Origin of the sequence: Mesorhizobium waimense, from assembly GCF_003601975.1 — a bacterium.
Lineage (GTDB): Bacteria > Pseudomonadota > Alphaproteobacteria > Rhizobiales > Rhizobiaceae > Mesorhizobium > Mesorhizobium waimense.
Genome location: NZ_QZWZ01000018.1, coordinates 40626 through 58322 on the forward strand (window position 1 = coordinate 40626; position 17697 = coordinate 58322).

18 protein-coding genes are annotated in these 17697 nt (G+C 64.9%); 7 read left to right on the forward strand and 11 right to left on the reverse strand.

Annotated elements, in window-relative coordinates; all coding sequences use genetic code 11:
- Nucleotides 1–12 precede the first annotated feature (12 nt).
- The 3 genes from hisG to hisS all read right to left on the reverse strand — a co-directional run bounded on the left by hisG (nt 13) and on the right by hisS (nt 3506).
- Nucleotides 13–711, reverse strand: coding sequence for an ATP phosphoribosyltransferase (gene hisG, locus D3227_RS22230; protein WP_120016439.1), 699 nt, complete (start codon nt 709–711; stop codon nt 13–15).
- On the reverse strand, nt 708–1829 hold the full coding sequence (locus tag D3227_RS22235; RefSeq protein WP_120016440.1) for an ATP phosphoribosyltransferase regulatory subunit: 1122 nt from the start codon (nt 1827–1829) through the stop codon (nt 708–710). Before D3227_RS22235 ends, hisG begins: the two co-directional genes overlap by 4 nt.
- Nucleotides 1830–2003: 174 nt before the next feature.
- A complete protein-coding gene (gene hisS, locus D3227_RS22240; RefSeq protein ID WP_120016441.1) occupies nt 2004–3506 on the reverse strand; it encodes a histidine--tRNA ligase in 1503 nt (500 codons plus the stop codon).
- A gap of 213 nt (nt 3507–3719) precedes the next feature.
- On the opposite strand from hisS, the gene D3227_RS22245 reads away from it, so the two are divergent.
- Nucleotides 3720–3971 carry a hypothetical protein gene (locus D3227_RS22245; protein WP_120016442.1) on the forward strand — a complete coding sequence of 84 codons (252 nt, stop codon included), beginning with the start codon at nt 3720–3722 and terminating at the stop codon, nt 3969–3971.
- Between the two features lie 7 nt (nt 3972–3978).
- Here the strand turns inward: D3227_RS22245 and D3227_RS22250 are convergent, their stop codons facing one another.
- Nucleotides 3979–4617 carry a DNA-3-methyladenine glycosylase I gene (locus D3227_RS22250; RefSeq protein WP_120016443.1) on the reverse strand — a complete coding sequence of 213 codons (639 nt, stop codon included), beginning with the start codon at nt 4615–4617 and terminating at the stop codon, nt 3979–3981.
- Nucleotides 4618–4825: 208 nt separating this feature from the next.
- Between D3227_RS22250 and D3227_RS22255 the strand changes: the two genes are divergently transcribed.
- On the forward strand, nt 4826–5569 hold the full coding sequence (locus D3227_RS22255; protein WP_120016444.1) for a L,D-transpeptidase: 744 nt from the start codon (nt 4826–4828) through the stop codon (nt 5567–5569).
- A gap of 237 nt (nt 5570–5806) precedes the next feature.
- Nucleotides 5807–6727, forward strand: a complete 921-nt coding sequence (locus tag D3227_RS22260; RefSeq protein WP_120016445.1) for a bifunctional 5,10-methylenetetrahydrofolate dehydrogenase/5,10-methenyltetrahydrofolate cyclohydrolase — start codon at nt 5807–5809, stop codon at nt 6725–6727.
- 30 nt (nt 6728–6757) lie between these two features.
- Here the strand turns inward: D3227_RS22260 and glcF are convergent, their stop codons facing one another.
- The 5 genes from glcF to D3227_RS22285 form a co-directional block, all read right to left on the reverse strand.
- A complete protein-coding gene (gene glcF / locus D3227_RS22265) occupies nt 6758–8083 on the reverse strand; it encodes a glycolate oxidase subunit GlcF (protein WP_120016446.1) in 1326 nt (441 codons plus the stop codon).
- Nucleotides 8084–8092: 9 nt separating this feature from the next.
- On the reverse strand, nt 8093–8473 hold the full coding sequence (locus tag D3227_RS22270) for a DUF4870 family protein (protein ID WP_120016447.1): 381 nt from the start codon (nt 8471–8473) through the stop codon (nt 8093–8095).
- Entirely contained in the window at nt 8470–9726 is a 1257-nt protein-coding gene (gene glcE / locus D3227_RS22275; RefSeq protein WP_120016448.1) for a glycolate oxidase subunit GlcE, read from the reverse strand. The genes D3227_RS22270 and glcE overlap by 4 nt, the downstream gene beginning before the upstream one ends.
- Before the next feature lie 52 nt (nt 9727–9778).
- The gene (locus D3227_RS22280; protein ID WP_120016449.1) at nt 9779–11275 is read right to left on the reverse strand and encodes an FAD-linked oxidase C-terminal domain-containing protein; all 1497 of its coding nucleotides are present in this window, start codon (nt 11273–11275) and stop codon (nt 9779–9781) included.
- A gap of 160 nt (nt 11276–11435) precedes the next feature.
- Entirely contained in the window at nt 11436–12758 is a 1323-nt protein-coding gene (locus D3227_RS22285) for a DUF3422 family protein (RefSeq protein ID WP_120016450.1), read from the reverse strand.
- Nucleotides 12759–12965: 207 nt separating this feature from the next.
- Here D3227_RS22285 and D3227_RS22290 point away from each other — a divergent pair, with 207 nt between their 5' ends.
- From D3227_RS22290 to D3227_RS22300, 3 genes are all read left to right on the forward strand, one after another.
- Nucleotides 12966–13763 carry a FadR/GntR family transcriptional regulator gene (locus D3227_RS22290; protein ID WP_120016451.1) on the forward strand — a complete coding sequence of 266 codons (798 nt, stop codon included), beginning with the start codon at nt 12966–12968 and terminating at the stop codon, nt 13761–13763.
- 18 nt (nt 13764–13781) lie between these two features.
- Nucleotides 13782–14918 carry an alpha-hydroxy acid oxidase gene (locus D3227_RS22295; protein WP_120016452.1) on the forward strand — a complete coding sequence of 379 codons (1137 nt, stop codon included), beginning with the start codon at nt 13782–13784 and terminating at the stop codon, nt 14916–14918.
- Nucleotides 14919–14985: 67 nt separating this feature from the next.
- Entirely contained in the window at nt 14986–15753 is a 768-nt protein-coding gene (locus D3227_RS22300; RefSeq protein WP_120016453.1) for a metallophosphoesterase, read from the forward strand.
- Nucleotides 15754–15805: 52 nt separating this feature from the next.
- Here the strand turns inward: D3227_RS22300 and D3227_RS43810 are convergent, their stop codons facing one another.
- Nucleotides 15806–15937, reverse strand: coding sequence for a hypothetical protein (locus D3227_RS43810; protein WP_281034938.1), 132 nt, complete (start codon nt 15935–15937; stop codon nt 15806–15808).
- A gap of 298 nt (nt 15938–16235) precedes the next feature.
- Nucleotides 16236–16934, reverse strand: coding sequence for a type 1 glutamine amidotransferase (locus D3227_RS22310; protein ID WP_120016455.1), 699 nt, complete (start codon nt 16932–16934; stop codon nt 16236–16238).
- Between the two features lie 86 nt (nt 16935–17020).
- Here D3227_RS22310 and D3227_RS22315 point away from each other — a divergent pair, with 86 nt between their 5' ends.
- Nucleotides 17021–17668, forward strand: coding sequence for a hypothetical protein (locus D3227_RS22315; protein WP_120016456.1), 648 nt, complete (start codon nt 17021–17023; stop codon nt 17666–17668).
- Nucleotides 17669–17697 lie beyond the last annotated feature (29 nt).

Here is a 17697-nt window from a genome sequence, read left to right on the forward strand (position 1 = left end):
ATCGCGCCGCCGCTAACCGACTACCGCTTTCATCTTCGCAGCGATATCGCGCAACATGGCTTCGTCGGCCGCAGCACGCTGCTTCCGCGATGCGACAAGGCAAGCCTGAGACCGCAGAACAACGCCATCGGTCAGCACCTTGAGATGGTTGGCGCGCAACGTCGAGCCGGTGGTGGTGATGTCGACGATGACATCGGCCGAGCCGGCCGCCGGCGCGCCTTCGGTGGCGCCGAGGCTTTCGACGATGCGATAGACCTGGATGCCGTGCTTTTGCGAAAAGAATTGCTGCGTCAGCCGCCAGTATTTGGTGGCGATGCGCAGCCGCCTGCCATGGCGCTGGCGGAAGTCGGCGGCGACGTCGTCGAGATCCGCCATGGTGTCGACGTCGAGCCAGATGTCGGGCACCGCCACCACGACGTCGGCATTGCCGAAGCCGAGGCGGGCGACGATTTCGGCGCACGCCTCCCAGTCGGCAAGATTTTCGCGCAGCAAATCCTCGCCGGTGATGCCGAGGTCGACCGACCCCTGGCCGATCTCGCCGGCAATTTCCGAGGCCGACAGGAACGCGACCTCGACGCTGTCCATGCCCTCGATGCGGGCGCGGTATTTGCGCTCGTCGCTGGGCAGGCTGACGGCAAGTCCGGCCTTTGTCAGGACTTCCAGCGCCTGCTCCTTGAGCCGGCCTTTCGACGGCAGCGCCAGCGTGATCATTTGGCCGTCTCCCGCAGTGCCTCGATGCGATCGAGCCAGACGGAGAAGCCGACACCGGGGATCGGCATCTTAGCGCCGAGCAGCGTCAGCAGGCGATCGTAGCGGCCACCGCCGGCCAGTGGCCGCTCGCCATTTTCCACCGCGATCTCGAAGACCAGGCCGGTGTAATAATCGAGCGGACGGCCGAAGGCGGCGTCATAGTGAATTGTCGCGGTTGGCAGGCCATGCGCTTCGATCGCCTTGGCGCGGGCGGCGAAATTGTCCAGTGCCGCGCCCAGCGACAGGCCGGCGCTCGCCGCGAACGCCTCGAGCGCCTGGGCCGCACTGTCGAGCGGCACGTCTATCGCCAGAAATGTCTTGAGCGCCGAGAACGCCTCGTTGGAGAGCCGCACGCTGCGCAATTCGGCCTTTTCGATCAGCCGCCGCGCAATGTCGGAAGGCGAGCGCCCGGCCGACGCCGACAGGCCGGTTTCCTCCATGCCGCCGGCAATGTGGGCCGACAAGCCCTGCAGATCGCCGTCGAGGACAAGAGCAGCGACCGGGCCGGACAGCTGACCGTTGCGCGGCGGATTGGCGAGATCGGCAAGCGCCGCCTCCAGCATCGGTGCCGAACCGAAGGCGCGGGCAAGGCGCATGCGCCAGCCGCGCGGCAGGCCGAGGGCGGCGAGCACCGCCTCGAAAATGGTCTGGTCGCCGAGCGTGACGTTCAGCGTCTTGCCGGGCAGGGCCAGCGACAGCAGTGCATGCGCATCGGCCAATGAGCGGGCGTCGGCTTGCGGTGTGTCGCGGTCGCCGAGATCCTCGATGCCGGCCTGGAAGAACTCGTTGCCGCCCTCGCGGCGCTGGCGAAACACCTCGCCGAGATAGGAATAGCGACGCGGCGTGCCGGCCTGGCTGGCGATGTGGTCGAGGCAGACGGGAATGGTGAATTCTGGGCGTAGGCAGAGTGTCTTGCCGGTCTCGCTTTCGGTGAGAAAGATGCGGCGGCGCAGATCCTCGCCAGCCATGTCGAGGAACGGATCGGCCGGCTGCAGCACGGCCACTTCGACCGCATGGGTGTTGCGCGCGGCGAAGAGGCTGGCGATGTCGGCGGCGATGGCGGGATAGCGGGAGGTCACAAGGCACCACCTTCCCTTCTCCCCTTGTGGGAGAAGGTGGATTGGCGCGCAGCGCCGAGACGGATGAGGGGTGCGTGACGGAGTGAGACGCTGGCATTCCCTGGAACACCCCTCATCCGACCGAGCTTCGCTCGGCCACCTTCTCCCACAAGGGGAGAAGGACAGGCCGGCGCCCTACTTGCCACGAGCCCGCTCCTCGGCCTGCGCCGCCAGGATCTTCCGGACCTCACCGACCAGTTCGCCTTCCGCAACCGTCACCTGCGCCGGCCGCGCCGCGCGCCATTCGGCGTTGTCGGAAATTTCCGCCGACATCCTGGCACCTTCGATCAGGTCCTTGATCTGCAACTCGCCCTTGGCGCGCTCGTCGCCGCCCTGGATGATGGCGACCGGGCTGCCGCGCCGATCGGCATATTTGAGCTGCGCCTTCATGCCGGCGCCGCCGAGATACATTTCCGAGCGGATGCCGGCGGCGCGCAGTTCAGAGACCATCTTCTGATAACGGCCGAGGCTTTCGATGTCCCTGTCCATCACCAGCACGACGACCGGCGCGATCACATCCGACATGTCGAGCTTGCCGAGGTTCTTCAGCGCCGTCATCAGCCGGGAGACGCCGATGGAAAAACCGGTCGCCGGCACCGGCTCGCCACGGAAGCGCGAAACCAGTCCGTCATAACGGCCGCCGCCACCGACCGAACCGAAGCGCACGATCTGGCCGTCCTCATTGGGGATCTCGGCCAGCAGCTCGGCCTCGAAGACCGGGCCGGTGTAATATTCGAGGCCGCGGACGACGGAGCGGTCCATGGCAATGCGATCTTCGCCGTATCCCGCTGCCCTGACCAAGGCTTCAATCGTCGAGAGCTCGCTGACGCCTTCTTGGTAGATCGCGTTCGCACCGACGTTGGAATCCTGGCGAGCCTGTTCATTCTTCGCTGTTGCAAGAAGAACGGCCTCGGCTTGCACGTCATTCAGCCCGGCGCCCTTGGCGAAGTCGCCTTCGCCTTCCTTGCCCCCATCCCAGCGCCCCGGCCCAAGCAAAAGTTTCACGCCTTCAGGCCCGAGCTTGTCCAGCTTGTCGATCGCGCGCAGCACGGTCAGCCGGCGCCCGGAATTCTCGTCGCCGCCAAGGCCAATGGCCTCCAGCACGCCGTCCAGAACCTTGCGGTTGTTCACCCGGATGACGTAGTCGCCACGCTTGATGCCGAGCGCCTCCATCACGTCGGCCATCATCATCGCCATCTCGGCGTCGGCCGCGACGCCCGGCGTGCCGATGGTGTCAGCGTCGAACTGCATGAACTGGCGGAAGCGGCCGGGGCCGGGCTTCTCGTTGCGGAACACCCAGCCGGAGCGGTAGCTGCGATAGGGTTTCGGTAGCTTCTCAAAATTCTCGGCGACGAAGCGGGCCGTCGGCGCGGTCAGATCGTAGCGCAGCGACAGCCACTGGTCGTCGTCGTCCTGGAAGGAGAAGACGCCTTCGTTGGGGCGATCCTGGTCGGGCAGGAATTTGCCGAGCGCATCGGTGTATTCGATCAGCGGCTGGTCGACAGGCTCAAAACCGTAAAGCTCATAGACCGAGCGGATCGTCGCCATCATCTTCTCGACGGCGCGGATATCGTCGGCGCTGCGGTCGGCAAAGCCGCGCGGCAGCCGCGCTTTCGTCTTTTCCGATTTGTCGGCCATGAGATGGGTACTCGGTGTTTCGTGACGCTCTGTCGATCGGTCAAAGAACCGATTTCCGCGGCGCGCGTGTCCTAACCGATGCAGCCGGGAGCGGCAAGGGTTTGCGCCTTTGCTGAAACAAACTGCGCCAAAAGGAAACAATTCCGCCATGGGGGCGGCATTGTGCCGACACAATCAGAGCCGATAAGCACGCCGAAACAAGGGGTTCGGACCATGACCACGGCAGAAAAATTCGATATTGAGGGCGGCGACGTTCTCCGGTTGCCGGCGCGGCTGCGGCCGGCCGAGGGCCATGCGTCTGTGAAAGCGAGCCAGGCGGGCCCGTTCGAGGTTGCGACGGATGAGCGCCAAGGCTCCACTGTGCGCGATGCGCTGATGACCGGCCTGCTGGTGATCTATCCGGCCTTCGCCGCGCTGGCCGCGATCGTCGCCGGCCTGTTCCTGACCGGCGCCAGCGGAACCTGATTGCTGCTCACTTCGGCCGCTTGAACTTCTTGCGCTCCGCCTCTACCGCCTTGCGGCAGACGCAGCCTTCGAGATGGTCGTTGACCAGACCCATCGCCTGCATGAAGGCGTAGACGGTGGTTGGGCCGACGAAGCTCCAGCCGCGCTTTTTCAACTCCTTTGAAATCCTGACCGAAACCGCCGTCGTCGGGTTGGCGCGCAGATGGGCGAGGTCGACGATTTCGGGCCGTTCGTCCGGGCCCGGCTCGAATTTCCAGAACCATGCCGCCAGCGAGCCGAATTCGTCGGCCATTTCGCGGGCACGCTTGGCGTTGTTGATGGTCGAGACGATTTTGCCGCGATGGCGGATGATGCCGGCATTGCCGACCAGGCGCTCGACATCCTTGTCGGTGAAGGCGGCGACCTTGTCGAACTCGAAATTGGCGAAGGCCTCGCGGAAATTGTCGCGCTTGCGCAGGATCGTCAACCAGGACAGGCCCGACTGAAACCCTTCGAGACAGATTTTTTCGAACAGCCTGCGGTCGTCGGCCACCGGGCGGCCCCATTCGTGATCATGATAGTGCAGATAGTCTGGCAAATTGCCGTGCCAGAAGCAGCGTGAGATGCCATCGGGGCCGGCGAGCAGGCCTGTGCTTTCGTTTTCCATGGCGAAATTCCATTCGTTAATGCGTCTTTGCGCTGCTTTTACCGCGGCTTTACCAGATTCCTGAACTGGCCGGTAACCACACCAAAAGGTTTACTGACAAACCGGCATTTTACGCATTCCGATTCATGTTTCGGTTGCCGCTTGGCGCCAAGGATCGCGCAACCGGGGGCACTTTCCCCCGTGTGTCAGACGATCAAGGTGCGTTCCGATGAAGATCTTTTTGCGTTCCGTGCTCGGCGCCGCGGCCCTTCTTGGCGCCGGCGCCACGTCCTCTAATGCGGATGACCGCTATGCCGACCGGCCGCCGGTGATGGTGAGCCCCGACCTTTCGGCGCCCTGGGTGCTGCAGCTTGGCCGCGCGCCAGGCATCGTGCGGCAGAACCGGCAAGTCGCGCAGCAGCCGCGCATGCGCTACGCACAGCCGGCACAACCTGACCAGGTGCGGACAGCAGCCGTGCAGGCGCCGGCCAGGCGCTTGGTGAAGCGGCCGCAGATCAATCCGATCTATCTGCCGCAGGAAATCGCCTATGACGGGCCGCAAAAGCCGGGCACGATCGTCATCGATACGACGCAGAATTTCCTCTATCTGGTCGAGAAGAACGGCAAGGCGCGGCGCTATGGCGTCGGCACTGGCAAGCCCGGCTTCGAATGGTCGGGCACGCACAAGATCACCAACAAGCGGGTCTGGCCGGACTGGCGTCCGCCGGCGGTGATGATCAAGCGCGAAGCCGCCAAGGGCCGCTATCTGCCGACCTATCTCGCCGGTGGAGAAGAGAACCCGCTCGGCGCGCGGGCGCTCTATCTCGGCACGACGGAATACCGCATCCACGGCACCAACCAGCCATGGACGATCGGCGGCGCGGTGTCGTCGGGCTGCATCCGCATGCGCAACGAGGACGTTGTCGATCTCTATGAACGGGTCAATGTCGGAACGACCGTGGTGGTGATATAGTTGCGGTTGCGAATCATCTGATCTAGAAGGCGAGCAGCTTGCTAGACCGAGGAATACGGGGGACGGGCCGTGTGGGGATACGGTCAGTCACGAGAGGGCAGCACGGGAAACCGCGCTGCCCTTTTCGTTTTGCGGAACGAACAGGCGCTTCAGAAAGGCTTCGACGATAGGTCGCATGCCCTTTGCCACGTTCTTTTGCTATCTGGGCGCCAACACTCCTGATCGAAGGTTCAATCCATGGCCTTGCCCGACGACAGCCGCTACCTCAAGGGCGGCCCAGTTGCCCAGCGCATCATCGCTGCGGTGCGTGAGGATGCGGCGATCGCGAGAGCCGAAGGTTTCCCTCCCAAGCTGGTGTCGATCACCGTCGGCGACACGGCGGCGGTGGACGTCTATGTGCGCAACCAGCGCGCCAAGGCGGAGCTGGCCGGCATCGGCTTCGAGGAACGGCGCTTTGCCGCCGACATCACCGCCGGTGAACTGGAAGCGGCAATCCATGGCTTGAATGCCGATCCGCGAGTGACCGGCATCATCATCCAGCGGCCGGTGCCGGCGCATATCCCGATCAAGACGCTGCAGGGCGCGGTGCATCCGCTGAAGGACGTCGAGGGCATGCATCCGGCCTCGATCGGCAACATCGTCTACAACCAGCTCGATCTGGCGCCCTGCACGGCGGCCGCTTCGGTCGAGCTGCTCAAGGAAACCGGCCTCGAGCTGAAGGGGCTCGAAGTGGTCATCGTCGGTCACTCCGAGATCGTCGGCAAGCCGATCGCCTTCCTGTTGATGAGCGAAGGCGCGACGGTGACGGTGTGCCATCACATGACGCGTTCGGTGGCGGCGCATGCGCGGCGCGCCGATGCGCTGTTCGTCGCCGTCGGCAAGGCAAGGCTGATCAAGGCCGACATGGTCAAGCCCGGTGCTGCCGTCATCGACATCGGCATCAATTCGGAAATCGGACCCGACGGGCAGAGCCGCATCGTCGGCGACGTCGATGCCGACAGCGTCAAGGAGGTCGCATCCTGGATCACGCCGGTGCCGGGCGGCGTCGGCCCGATCACCGTGGCGATCCTGCTGCGCAACACCATGGTGGCGCTCAACCGCCAGCGGGCGCTCTACAACGCGACCTATGGGGTGGCGGACAAGCTCGCGGCGGAATAGACCCGCGACCGAAACAGCCCGGATCCGCCGTCACTCGGCGACGATCAGCCTTTCTTCAGCAACGCCTTCCGGCTTCGGCCCGCCATAGGCCCAGTCGAGCAGTTTGATCGTGTGCACGACCGGCAGCTTCGCGGCGGACGCGATCTGGGTGATGCAGCCGATGTTGCCGGTGGCGACGATTTGCGCACCCGTCGCCTCGATGTTCTTCACCTTGCGGTCGCGCAATTTTGCCGAAATCTCGGATTGCAGGATGTTGTAGGTGCCGGCCGAGCCGCAGCACAGATGCCCCTCGCGAGGCTCGCGCACGACAAAGCCGGCCTTGGCGAGAAGCTCTTTCGGCTGGCGGGTGATCTTCTGGCCGTGCTGCATCGAGCAGGCGGAGTGATAGGCGACGACCGTGCCGGGCTTGCGCACCGGTTCGGGCAGGTCGAGACCGGCAAGGTACTCGGTGATGTCCTTGGCCAGCGCCGAGACGCGTGCCGCCTTCTCCGCATAGGCCGGGTCGAGGCGCAGCATGAAGCCGTAGTCCTTGATGGTGGTGCCGCAGCCCGACGCGGTGATGATGATGGCGTCGAGCCCGCCCTGGTCGATGGCGCGCGTCCAGGCGTCGACATTTTGTCTCGCCGAGGCAAGGGCTGCCTGCTCGCGGCCCATGTGATGCACCAGCGCGCCGCAGCAGCCCTCGCCCTCCGGCACCACCACCTCGACGCCGAGCCGCGTCAAAAGCGAAATCGTCGTCTCGTTGATGGCGGGATCGAGCACCGATTGCGCGCAACCGGTGAGGATAGCGATGCGGCCCTTTTTCTTCCCCTGCCCGGCATGGACGCCCGGGCAAGCCATCGGCGACGCCGTGGGGATCGAGGCCGGAGCGAGCTTGAGCATGGCGCCCAGCGGTTTCAGTGCCGGGATCCTTTCGAAGAGGCCGACAAAGGGCTTGCCGAGTCTTGCCAGCTTCAATGCCGTGCGAAAGCGTGCGGGATGGGGCAGCACGAAGGCCAGCATTGCGCGCGTCAGGCGGTCGAGCAGCGGGCGCCTGTAGGTCTCCTGGATATGGGCGCGGGCATGGTCGACCAGATGCATGTAATTGACGCCCGACGGGCAGGTGGTCATGCAGGCCAGGCAGGATAGACAGCGGTCGATATGGGTGACGATCTGCTTGTCGGCCGGGCGGCCGTTTTCCAGCATGTCCTTGATCAGGTAGATCCGCCCGCGCGGCGAATCCAGTTCGTTGCCCAGCGTCACATAGGTCGGGCAGGTGGCCGTGCAGAAGCCGCAATGCACACATTTGCGCAGGATCTTCTCCGATTCCGCGACATCGGGATCGGCAAGCTGGGCAAGCGAAAAATTGGTCTGCACGCCAAAGTCCTATTGTCCGAGGAGCCAGCTTTCCGGGTTCTTGATCGGTTCGCCGCGCTGCAGTGCCTGGATGCCCAGGATGCAGCGGGCGATAAACCAGACGGCGACCACGAACATCAGCAGGAAGCCGATCATCACGAAGATCAGCACCACCGAGATCAGCGCGTAAAGCAGGCCGATCCAGAAGGTGCGGATCAGGAATGTATAGTGGCTCTCGACAAAGCCGCCGGCCTTGCCGCGATTGATGTAGGCCAGCACGATGCCGACAAGGCCGGTGATGCCGATGACGAGGCCGGCGAGATAGAGGATGTAGATGACCAGGGCGTTGGTTGCGCCCGGCTCCAGCCAGCGGTCGGTCTGGCGCGGTGTGTTTTGGCCTGGATTGCTCATGATGCTGCTCCCTCCGTTGTCGGGTTGAGAGTAGCAGAGCCTGAGCCTGGCGCCATCCGACCAGGGTTGAGAATGTGCTTCGGGTCGAACTCGGCCTTGAGCCGCGCCGACAATGCTGCGAGGTGCGGTGGCTGAGGCTCGAACACCGGCACGGCGGCGCGGTGTGCGGGCGCGGCGCGCACCAGCGTCGCGTGGCCGCCACCATGTTTGCGGATCAGGCCGCGCAGCAGGTTCGCCTCGGGATCCCCCGCCTCCATGCGCAGCCAGATTAGCCCGCCCTGCCAGTCGTAAAAGGCGCTGACGCCGGCCTGCATGCGCAGCGTCAGCACCATCTGGTGCGCCTGCGACGGCGCCATCGAGACGCGCCAGACCGGCTTTTCCGTGCCGTCGGCGAAAGGCACGCAATCGCGGACATCGCGCCAGATGGCTTTGGAGGACTCGCCCGCGATCTCCTGCAGCGGACCGGCCTTGCCGAGCAACTGCTTCAGCGCAGCGACGCGGTAGGCGACCGACGGACCAAATCCCTCGACGCGCAGCAGCGTCGCGGCATCGCTGCCGAGCTGGCCGGTGGCGACCCGCGCGGCGACGCGTTCGGGCAGATGGGCAGCACTCGACACTTCGGCACTGGAGCCGAGCGCCAACGCCATGGCGGCGGTCGCGGCATCGTCCAGCAGGCCGCGGATGGCGAGCGTGATTTCGGTCTCGGCCGCGGGCAGCACCTTGAAGGTGACGTCGGTCAGCACCGCCAGCGTGCCCCAGCTGTTGGCCATCAGCTTGGAGAGGTCGTAGCCGGTGACATTCTTGACCACGCGGCCGCCGGACTTGAAGGCCTCACCACGGCCGGCAACCGCGCTGATGCCGAGGATATGGTCGCGCGCGGCTCCCGCCTTCAGCCGGCGCGGGCCGGAAAGGTTGGCGGCAAGCACGCCGCCGATGGTGCCTTTTCCCGGCGTGCCGCCGAGCAGCGGGCCGTAGTCCATCGGCTCGAAGGCCAGTTGCTGGCCGCTTTCGGCGAGCAGGGCTTCGATCTCGGCCAGAGGCGTGCCAGCTCTGGCCGACAGCACCAATTCGGCCGGTTCGTAGAGCGTGACGCCGGTCAGCTTCGACAGGTCGAGCGTGTGTTCGCTCTGCTGCGGCCGGCCGATGCCGCGCTTGGAGCCGTGACCGAGAATTTCCAGCGGCGCTTCTTCCGCAACTGCCCATTGGACGGTGGAGAGCGTTTGGGATGGTGTGGAGGGGGTGAAGGTGGTCATGGCCGCGTAGCCACCCCAAAGAAAGATGCGTCGCCTTGACCCGTCATCAGCCTCAAAACCTCGGAATGTCGGGAAACGCCACCTGCCCGCGATGCACATGCATGCGCCCCAACTCGGCGCAGCGGCGCAGCTGCGGAAACACCTTTCCCGGGTTGAGCAGATGGTTGGGGTCGAAGGCGCATTTGACGCGCATCTGCTGGTCGAGGTCGACCTGGTTGAACATTTCCGGCATCAGGTCGCGCTTCTCGACGCCGACGCCGTGCTCGCCGGTGAGCACGCCGCCAACCTTGACGCAGAGGCGCAAGATGTCGGCGCCGAAGCTCTCGGCCTTGTCGAGTTCGCCCGGCACATTGGCGTCGTAGAGGATCAGCGGGTGCAGATTGCCGTCGCCCGCATGGAAGACATTGGCGACGCCGAGGCCGTATTTTTCGGAGAGTTCGCGCATGCCGGCGAGCACGCGCGGCAGTTCCTTGCGCGGGATGGTGCCATCCATGCAATAATAGTCCGGCGAGATGCGGCCGACCGCGGGAAACGCCGCCTTGCGGCCGGCCCAGAAACTCAGCCGCTCCTGCTCCGACTGCGAGATGCGGCAGGTGGTCGAGCCGTTCTTGTAGGCGATCGCTTCGACCAGACCGATCAGATGGTCGACCTCGACGCCAGGCCCGTCGAGCTCGACGATCAGCAGCGCCTCGACATCGAGCGGATAGCCGGCATGGACGAAATCCTCCGCCGCGTGGATCGCCGGACGGTCCATCATCTCCATGCCGCCCGGAATGATGCCGGCGCCGATGATGTCGGCGACGCATTGGCCGCCCTGCTCGCTGGTTGGAAAACCGATGAGCAGCGCGCGCGCCGTCTCCGGCGTCTTCAGGATGCGCACGGTGACCTCGGTGACGACACCGAGCAATCCCTCAGAGCCGGTCATGACGCCGAGCAGGTCGTAGCCTTCGCTATCCAGATGCCTGCCGCCGAGCCGCACCACTTCGCCATTCATCAGCACCATCTCGATGCCGAGCACATTGTTGGCGGTGAGGCCGTATTTCAGGCAATGCACGCCGCCGGAGTTCTCCGCGACGTTGCCGCCGATCGAGCAGGCGATCTGGGAGGATGGATCGGGGGCGTAGTAAAAGCCCTCCTGCTCGACGGCGGTGGTGATGCCGAGATTGGTGACGCCCGGCTGGGCAACGACGGCGCGGTTCGGAAAATCGATCTCGAGGATGCGGTTGAAGCGGCTCATGACCAGCAGCACGGCGTCTTCGAGCGGCAGCGCGCCGCCGGACAGCGAGGTGCCGGAGCCGCGCGGCACGACGCGGATGTTGCGGTCGTTGCAGTATTTCAGCACGCGCGACACCTGCGCCACCGTCTCCGGCAGCACGACGACCAATGGCAGTTGCCGGTAGGCGGTGAGGCCGTCGCTCTCGAAGGCGCGCATGGAGTTCTCGGCGTCGACGACGCCCTCGCCCGGCACGATGATGCGCATGTCGGCGACGATCTCGTCGCGCCGGCGCATCGTGGCATCGTCTGGCTTCGGCATGGCCAGGCCGGACATCAGCAGCCTCCATCGCTTGACTGGTAAAAATCTTTTACCAGCTGGAGGCAGCTGTTGCAAACCCTGCTTCGGTCAAAATCGAAAGCGGGCCACGGAACGGCCTTCCGCAGCGGCAATCTGCCGCTGCGCACCGGTCACGTCTGGAGGAGGGTCGACCGGCCTATTCGCCCGGATGTTTCGCCGGCTCGGAGTGCATGCGCTGCACGCGGCGCACGCCCCACCAGACAAGCAGCACGGCAACCGGCACCGAGGCGGCGGTGACGACCTCGGGCGCGAAGGCATGGCCGAAGATCGAGGCGCCCTTGGCAAGATAGGAGATAAGGCCGACGACATAATACGAGACGGCGGCGACCGAGAGACCTTCCACCGTCTGCTGCAGGCGCAGCTGCAGGCGAGCGCGGTTGTTCATCGAGGCCAGCAGGTCGCGGTTCTGCTTCTCGACCTCGACATCGACCCAGGTGCGCAGCAAGGTGGTGGCACGGGTGAGCTTGCGCGACAGATTGGCCTGGCGTTCCTCGACCGAACGGCAGGTGCGCATGGCGGGCGCGACGCGCCGCTGCAGGAAGCCGCCCCAGGTGTCGTAGCCGGGCACGGCCTCTTCCTCCAGCGCCTCCAGCCGCTCGACGACGATGCCGTCATAGGCGCGGCTTGCGCCGAAGCGGTAGAGGCTGGAGGCGGCATCGGCCTCGAGCTCCGCGGCAAGCTCGGTCAGATCGGCGAGCAGCGTCTGGCTGTCACGGGTCTCGGCGACCTTCATCTCCAGCGTGGTCTGCGCCAGTCGATCCTCGATGCGGCGGGCGCGGCCGGACAGCGTCAAGGCCAGCGGCAGGCCGAGCATGGCCAGCGTGCGGTAGGTCTCGACGTCGATCAGCCGCTGCGACAGCGCGCCGGTTCGCGCCGGCGTCAGGCCGCGATCGAGCACCAATATGCGGGTCAGGCCGTCGCCGTCCTGGCGGAAATCAGTGATGACGGCGGCGTTGCCGCGCTCGACCAGCGAATAGCACAGGCTTGTCGGGTCGAAGCTGGCGATCAGCCTCTCGCTCGCCTGCGTCCATTTGCGGATTTCCAGGCGGATGCCGGAAATGACCGTTCCCGGCGGCGAAAACCCGTTGCCAAAGGGAGAGTCCTCCTGCGCCCTGCCGCTTTCGGCAAGCGGCCCTTCCCAGAGATAGGTCGAGAATTCCGTATGCCGTTCCCAGCGCAGCGTGCCCTTGCCCCATTTCATGGCATGGTGGCGGGCGTGACGATCGGGCGCGGCGATGCCGAGGCGCCGTGACAATTCGGAGAGCACGGCCATGTCGACGCCCGAACCGCCCTCGGTCATGAAGGCAAGCTGTACCAGCACGCGCGGCTTCTCCATCAGCGGATGCGGCCGGGCATGGACCTCGCCGAGCGCGCCCGGCCGTCCCTCATGCGCCGGAAAGCCCATGACGCTGCCTTGGGCGCGCGGCTGGAATTCGAGATTGGACGTCTCGTCCGACACGGCTGGTCCCCCTGTTTTCGACCCTTCGTGCAATGGCGTCCTCTTGCGGCAATCGGCCAAGCACGTAAACAGCAAAGTTTAGCAACAGCCGATATGCGGGCGCGGCGGCGGAACCGACCAGATCGGGCGAATTGGATAAATAATTTGACCAGTTGGCGACACTGGCTTTAATCTGCGCGGCACCGGCAAGATTTCCCAGGCGGCCCTTTGAGCGACATTTTCTCCAGGATCGAGCATTCGCGCACCGCCGACGAGGTGGTGCAGCAGATCGAGAGCCTGATCCTCGAAGGCGTGCTGCGCACCGGGGATAGGCTGCCCGGCGAGCGCGAGCTGGCGCGCCAGTTCGAGGTGTCGCGGCCGATCCTGCGCGACGCGCTGAAATCCCTGGAGGGGCGCGGACTCTTGACCACCCGGCCAGGCGGCGGCACCCATGTCGCCGACGTCATCGGCCAGCTGTTCACCAAACCGGTGACCGACCTGATCTCGATGCATCGCAAGGCGGTGACCGACTATCTGGAATATCGCCGCGAGATCGAGGCCATCGCTGCCGAATACGCGGCACGGCGCGCCACGTCAGACGACCTTGCGCTGCTCGATCGCATCATGGCGCGCATGGACGAGGCACACCGCACCGGCGACTTCGACGACGAGGCGGAAATCGACATCGAGTTCCATCATGCGGTCTGCGAATGCGCTCATAACATGATCCTGCTGCACACGCTGCGCTCCTGCTACCGGCTTTTGTCGGAAGGCGTGTTTCAGAACCGGCTCTTGGTGTTCACCGTGCCCGGGGCGCGCGAGGCGCTGCTTGCGCAGCATCGGGCGATCTACGCCGCGATCAAGGCCGGCGATCCGGCTGCTGCAAGGCAAGCGGCGATGGATCACATCTCCTATGTCGAGCGATCGATGCTCGAGGCCGAGCGCAGCGGCGATTGGCAGCGCGTATCGCGGCTGAGACTGAGACAACGCTCGGAAGCCGGCGACGGCGCCAAGACAACGACCTAGCGAAGCAGCAGGGAGACCATGAGCAGCATTCTCACCATCGCCGATCTCAAGGATCTCGCGCGCCGCCGCGTGCCGAAGATGTTTTTCGACTATGCCGATTCCGGCGCCTGGACGGAGAGCACCTACCGGGCCAATGAAGAGGATTTCCAGAAGATCAAGTTCCGCCAGCGCGTGCTGGTCGACATGAGCAATCGCTCGCTGGAATCGACCATGATCGGCGAGAAGGTGGCGATGCCGGTGGCACTGGCACCAACCGGCCTGACCGGCATGCAACATGCCGATGGCGAGATGCTGGCGGCGCAGGCGGCGGAGGAGTTCGGCGTGCCGTTCACGCTGTCGACGATGAGCATCTGCTCGATCGAGGATGTTGCCTCGGTGACGAAGAAGCCGTTCTGGTTCCAGCTCTATGTGCTGCGCGACAAGGATTTCGTGCTGAGCCTGATCGACCGGGCGAAGGCGGCGAAATGCTCGGCGCTGGTGCTGACGCTCGACCTGCAGATCCTCGGCCAGCGCCACAAGGATGTCCGCAACGGGCTTTCGGCACCGCCCAAGATGACGTTGGCCAACATTGCCGACATCGCGATGCGCCCGCGCTGGTGGATGGGCATGGCCGGCACGAAGCGCCGGACCTTTCGCAACATCGTCGGCCATGCCAAGGGCGTCGGCGACGTCGCCTCGCTAGGATCCTGGACGACGGAGCAGTTCGACCCGCAACTGTCGTGGAAGGACGTTGCCTGGATCAAGGAACGCTGGGGCGGCAAGCTGATCCTGAAAGGCATACTCGACAAGGAGGATGCGCTGATGGCGGCCAAGACCGGCGCCGACGCGATCGTTGTTTCCAACCACGGCGGACGCCAGCTCGACGGCGCGTCGTCGTCGATCGGTGTGCTGGAGGAGATCGCCGACGCGGTCGGCGACCAAATCGAGGTGCATATGGATGGCGGCATCCGCTCGGGCCAGGACGTGCTGAAGGCGCTGTGCCTCGGCGCCAAGGGCACCTATATCGGCCGCCCCTTCCTCTACGGCCTCGGCGCGATGGGTAAGGAAGGGGTCACCATGGCGCTGGAAATCATCCGCAAGGAGATGGATATAACGCTGGCGCTGTGCGGCAAGCGTCTGGTCACCGACATGGGCAAGGATCAGCTCCGGCGCTAGGGGCTTGTTCACCGATTGGGCCTAGCGTCTCCCGTGGTGACGGTTCCGTCGCGGAGACGAACAAGCATTGACCCAGCCCGGCATCCACTTTCTCGACGCGCGCGGACCGCAGGACATGCGGCTTTACGCGATCGGCGACGTGCATGGCCGGCTCGACCTGCTCAGCGCCATGCATCGCAGGATCGAAAGCGAGATCGAACATAAGCCGACCGCCGACTGGCGTGTCATCCATCTCGGCGACTATGCCGACCGCGGACCGGATTCCAGGGGCGTCATCGATTTCCTGATCGAGGCCCGCAAACGCGATCCGCGCCACCTGATGCTGGCTGGCAATCACGACATCGGCTTCCTCGATTTTCTCGACACCCCGGATGTGGATGGGCTGTTCATGCGCTTTGGCGGCGTCCAGACGGCGCTGTCCTATGGTGTGTCGCTGAACGCCGACGCCAGTTGGTTCGGCAAGGCGGAGACGGTGCGACGGGGACATTCGGCACTGGTCGAGGCCGTGCCGCAGAGCCATGTCGACTTCCTGCGCTCGCTGGCGTTTTCAGTGACGTTCGGCGATTTCTTCTTCTGTCATGCCGGCATCAGGCCGGGCATTCCGCTCGAGCAGCAGAGCCGGCAGGACCTGATCTGGATCCGCGACGCCTTCCACGACCATCCCGGCCTTTACGAGAAGATCGTGGTGCATGGCCACACGCCGGTGCCGGAAGCCGAAGTGATGGCCAACCGCGTCAACGTCGACACACTCGCCTGGCATTCAGGCAAGCTCACCGCGCTCGCCATTGACGGCGCGGACAAGCGTATCCTGACGGTGACTGGCGCAGGGTTTTAGCCATGGTCCCGAACAAAGGGATCTACTTTCCGTTTGTCGGGAAGGATCAGGCCTAGCGGAGGGCGGCGGTGACGCCGTAGCCGTCGACGGCCTGATGGTTGCTGGCCGCATCGGCCGAATAGATGCCGAGACCGCACAGCACGATGGCAGACAGCATGACAAAGGACAGAAGTGCTGCTTTCACGGACGTCATCTCTTGTTGAGCTCGCTGCATCTGTGCACGAGGCGGTTACCAATGCGTTGAAACGAAAAATTCGTCTCAAAGTTTCGACGATTTCGCGCTTCTAGGCCGATTCTGTATCGGCCATGTGTCGCGCGGGTCACACAAAAGGTTCATCGCGGTTGCATGGAAGATGCAGAGCGCGCCTTCTAGGCTGGCGACCGGCCACAGACCAAGGATGAAAGGGGTTTTCCCCAGGTGGATCCGGCGCTGCGTGCCAAATATGTCACGCCGCGCGGCGGCTGGGCCGGGCGTTGGGTGCTCAGATCGTCGCTACCCAGGCGCGGGCGATGGCAAGGCCGGCGGCGTCGGCATCCGGCCCGTTGCGGGCCATTTCGCCGTCGAGCCGGTCGTGCCAGTCGGGATGCCGCTCGGCAATGAGCGACGCGAAGGACGTGCTCCAGTCACGTACCATCGGGCGGTCCGCCTCGAAATGGAACTGGAAGCCGTAGACGGCACGGCCGATGCGGAACGCCTGGTTCTCGGCAATGGCGCTGCCGGCCAGCCGCACGGCATTGTCCGGCAAGACGAAGGTGTCGTCGTGCCATTCGAAGATCGGGAATTTTTCCGGAAGTGCCGCAAGCACCGGATCTGTCTTTGCCTCAGGCGTCAGCGACACCCTGTGCCAGCCGAATTCGGTGGCGCCGCCGATCTGGTTCTCGCCGCCAAAGGCGCGCGCCAGCAATTGGCTGCCGAGGCAGATACCGAGCACCGAGCGGTCGTTGTCGGCAAAGTCGCGCGTCAGGTCGAGCAGGCCGGGGAAATACGGGCAATTCTCGTCATCCAGCGCGTTCTGGGCGCCGCCAAGCACCACCATCGCGTCGTGCTCGGCCGCATCGTCCGGTAAGGCGTCGCCCTGATATGGCCGGCGCAGGTCGATATCGGCGCCCGCCTCGACAAGGGCCGCACCAATCTGGCCAAGTCCCTCATTGTCGAAATTCTGGACGACCAGGACCCGCATCGAAAACCTGCTGACATGAAAACGATGCAGCGAGCGATATCATGGCGCCAGCATTGCAGCCAAGATGCGCATTCGGGGAGAAAGCTATGCCACTGCAGAACCGGGTCGATCCGTTCGGCGCCATCCATGCCGTGCCCGAACGCGGGCTGTTCACCGGCAATCGCGGCATCATCCATGACCCGGAGACGAAGACGCTGCTCAAGAAACGCTGGGCCTTGCAAGCCTGGATCATCTGCGTTTGCCAATTCCGCAATGCGCGGCGCGAGCCGATGGGCCGCAACCGGGCGGGCGGCAAGCCAGGATGGACCGAATTGTTCTTTCTCGACGAGGTGACGGCGCTCGCCGCCGGGCATCGGCCCTGCTTCTTTTGCCAGCGCGAACGGGCAAGCGATTTCGTCCGGCGCTTCGGCGAGGCGTTCGGCATTGACGAGCCGCGCGTGCCGATGGTCGACAGGCGGCTGCACAAGGAGCGACTGGCCGCCGGTGGGCGGCTGCCGCGCATCGAAGCGGACGACCTTACCAGCCTTCCGGACGCGACGATGGTCGCGGATGGCGCCTCTGCCTATGCCCTGCGCGGCGGCAAGGCGCTTCGCTGGTCGTTCGCGGGCTATGGCGATGCGAAGGACTTCGACAGCATTGCCAGCCGAGCGCTTGGCGTCGTCACGCCGGCGACCACCATTTCGGTGCTGCGGCAAGGCTATCCGCCTGTCTGGCATCCTTCCGCCGATACTTGACGGCAACCCTCGCCTCGCCCATTCCTCGG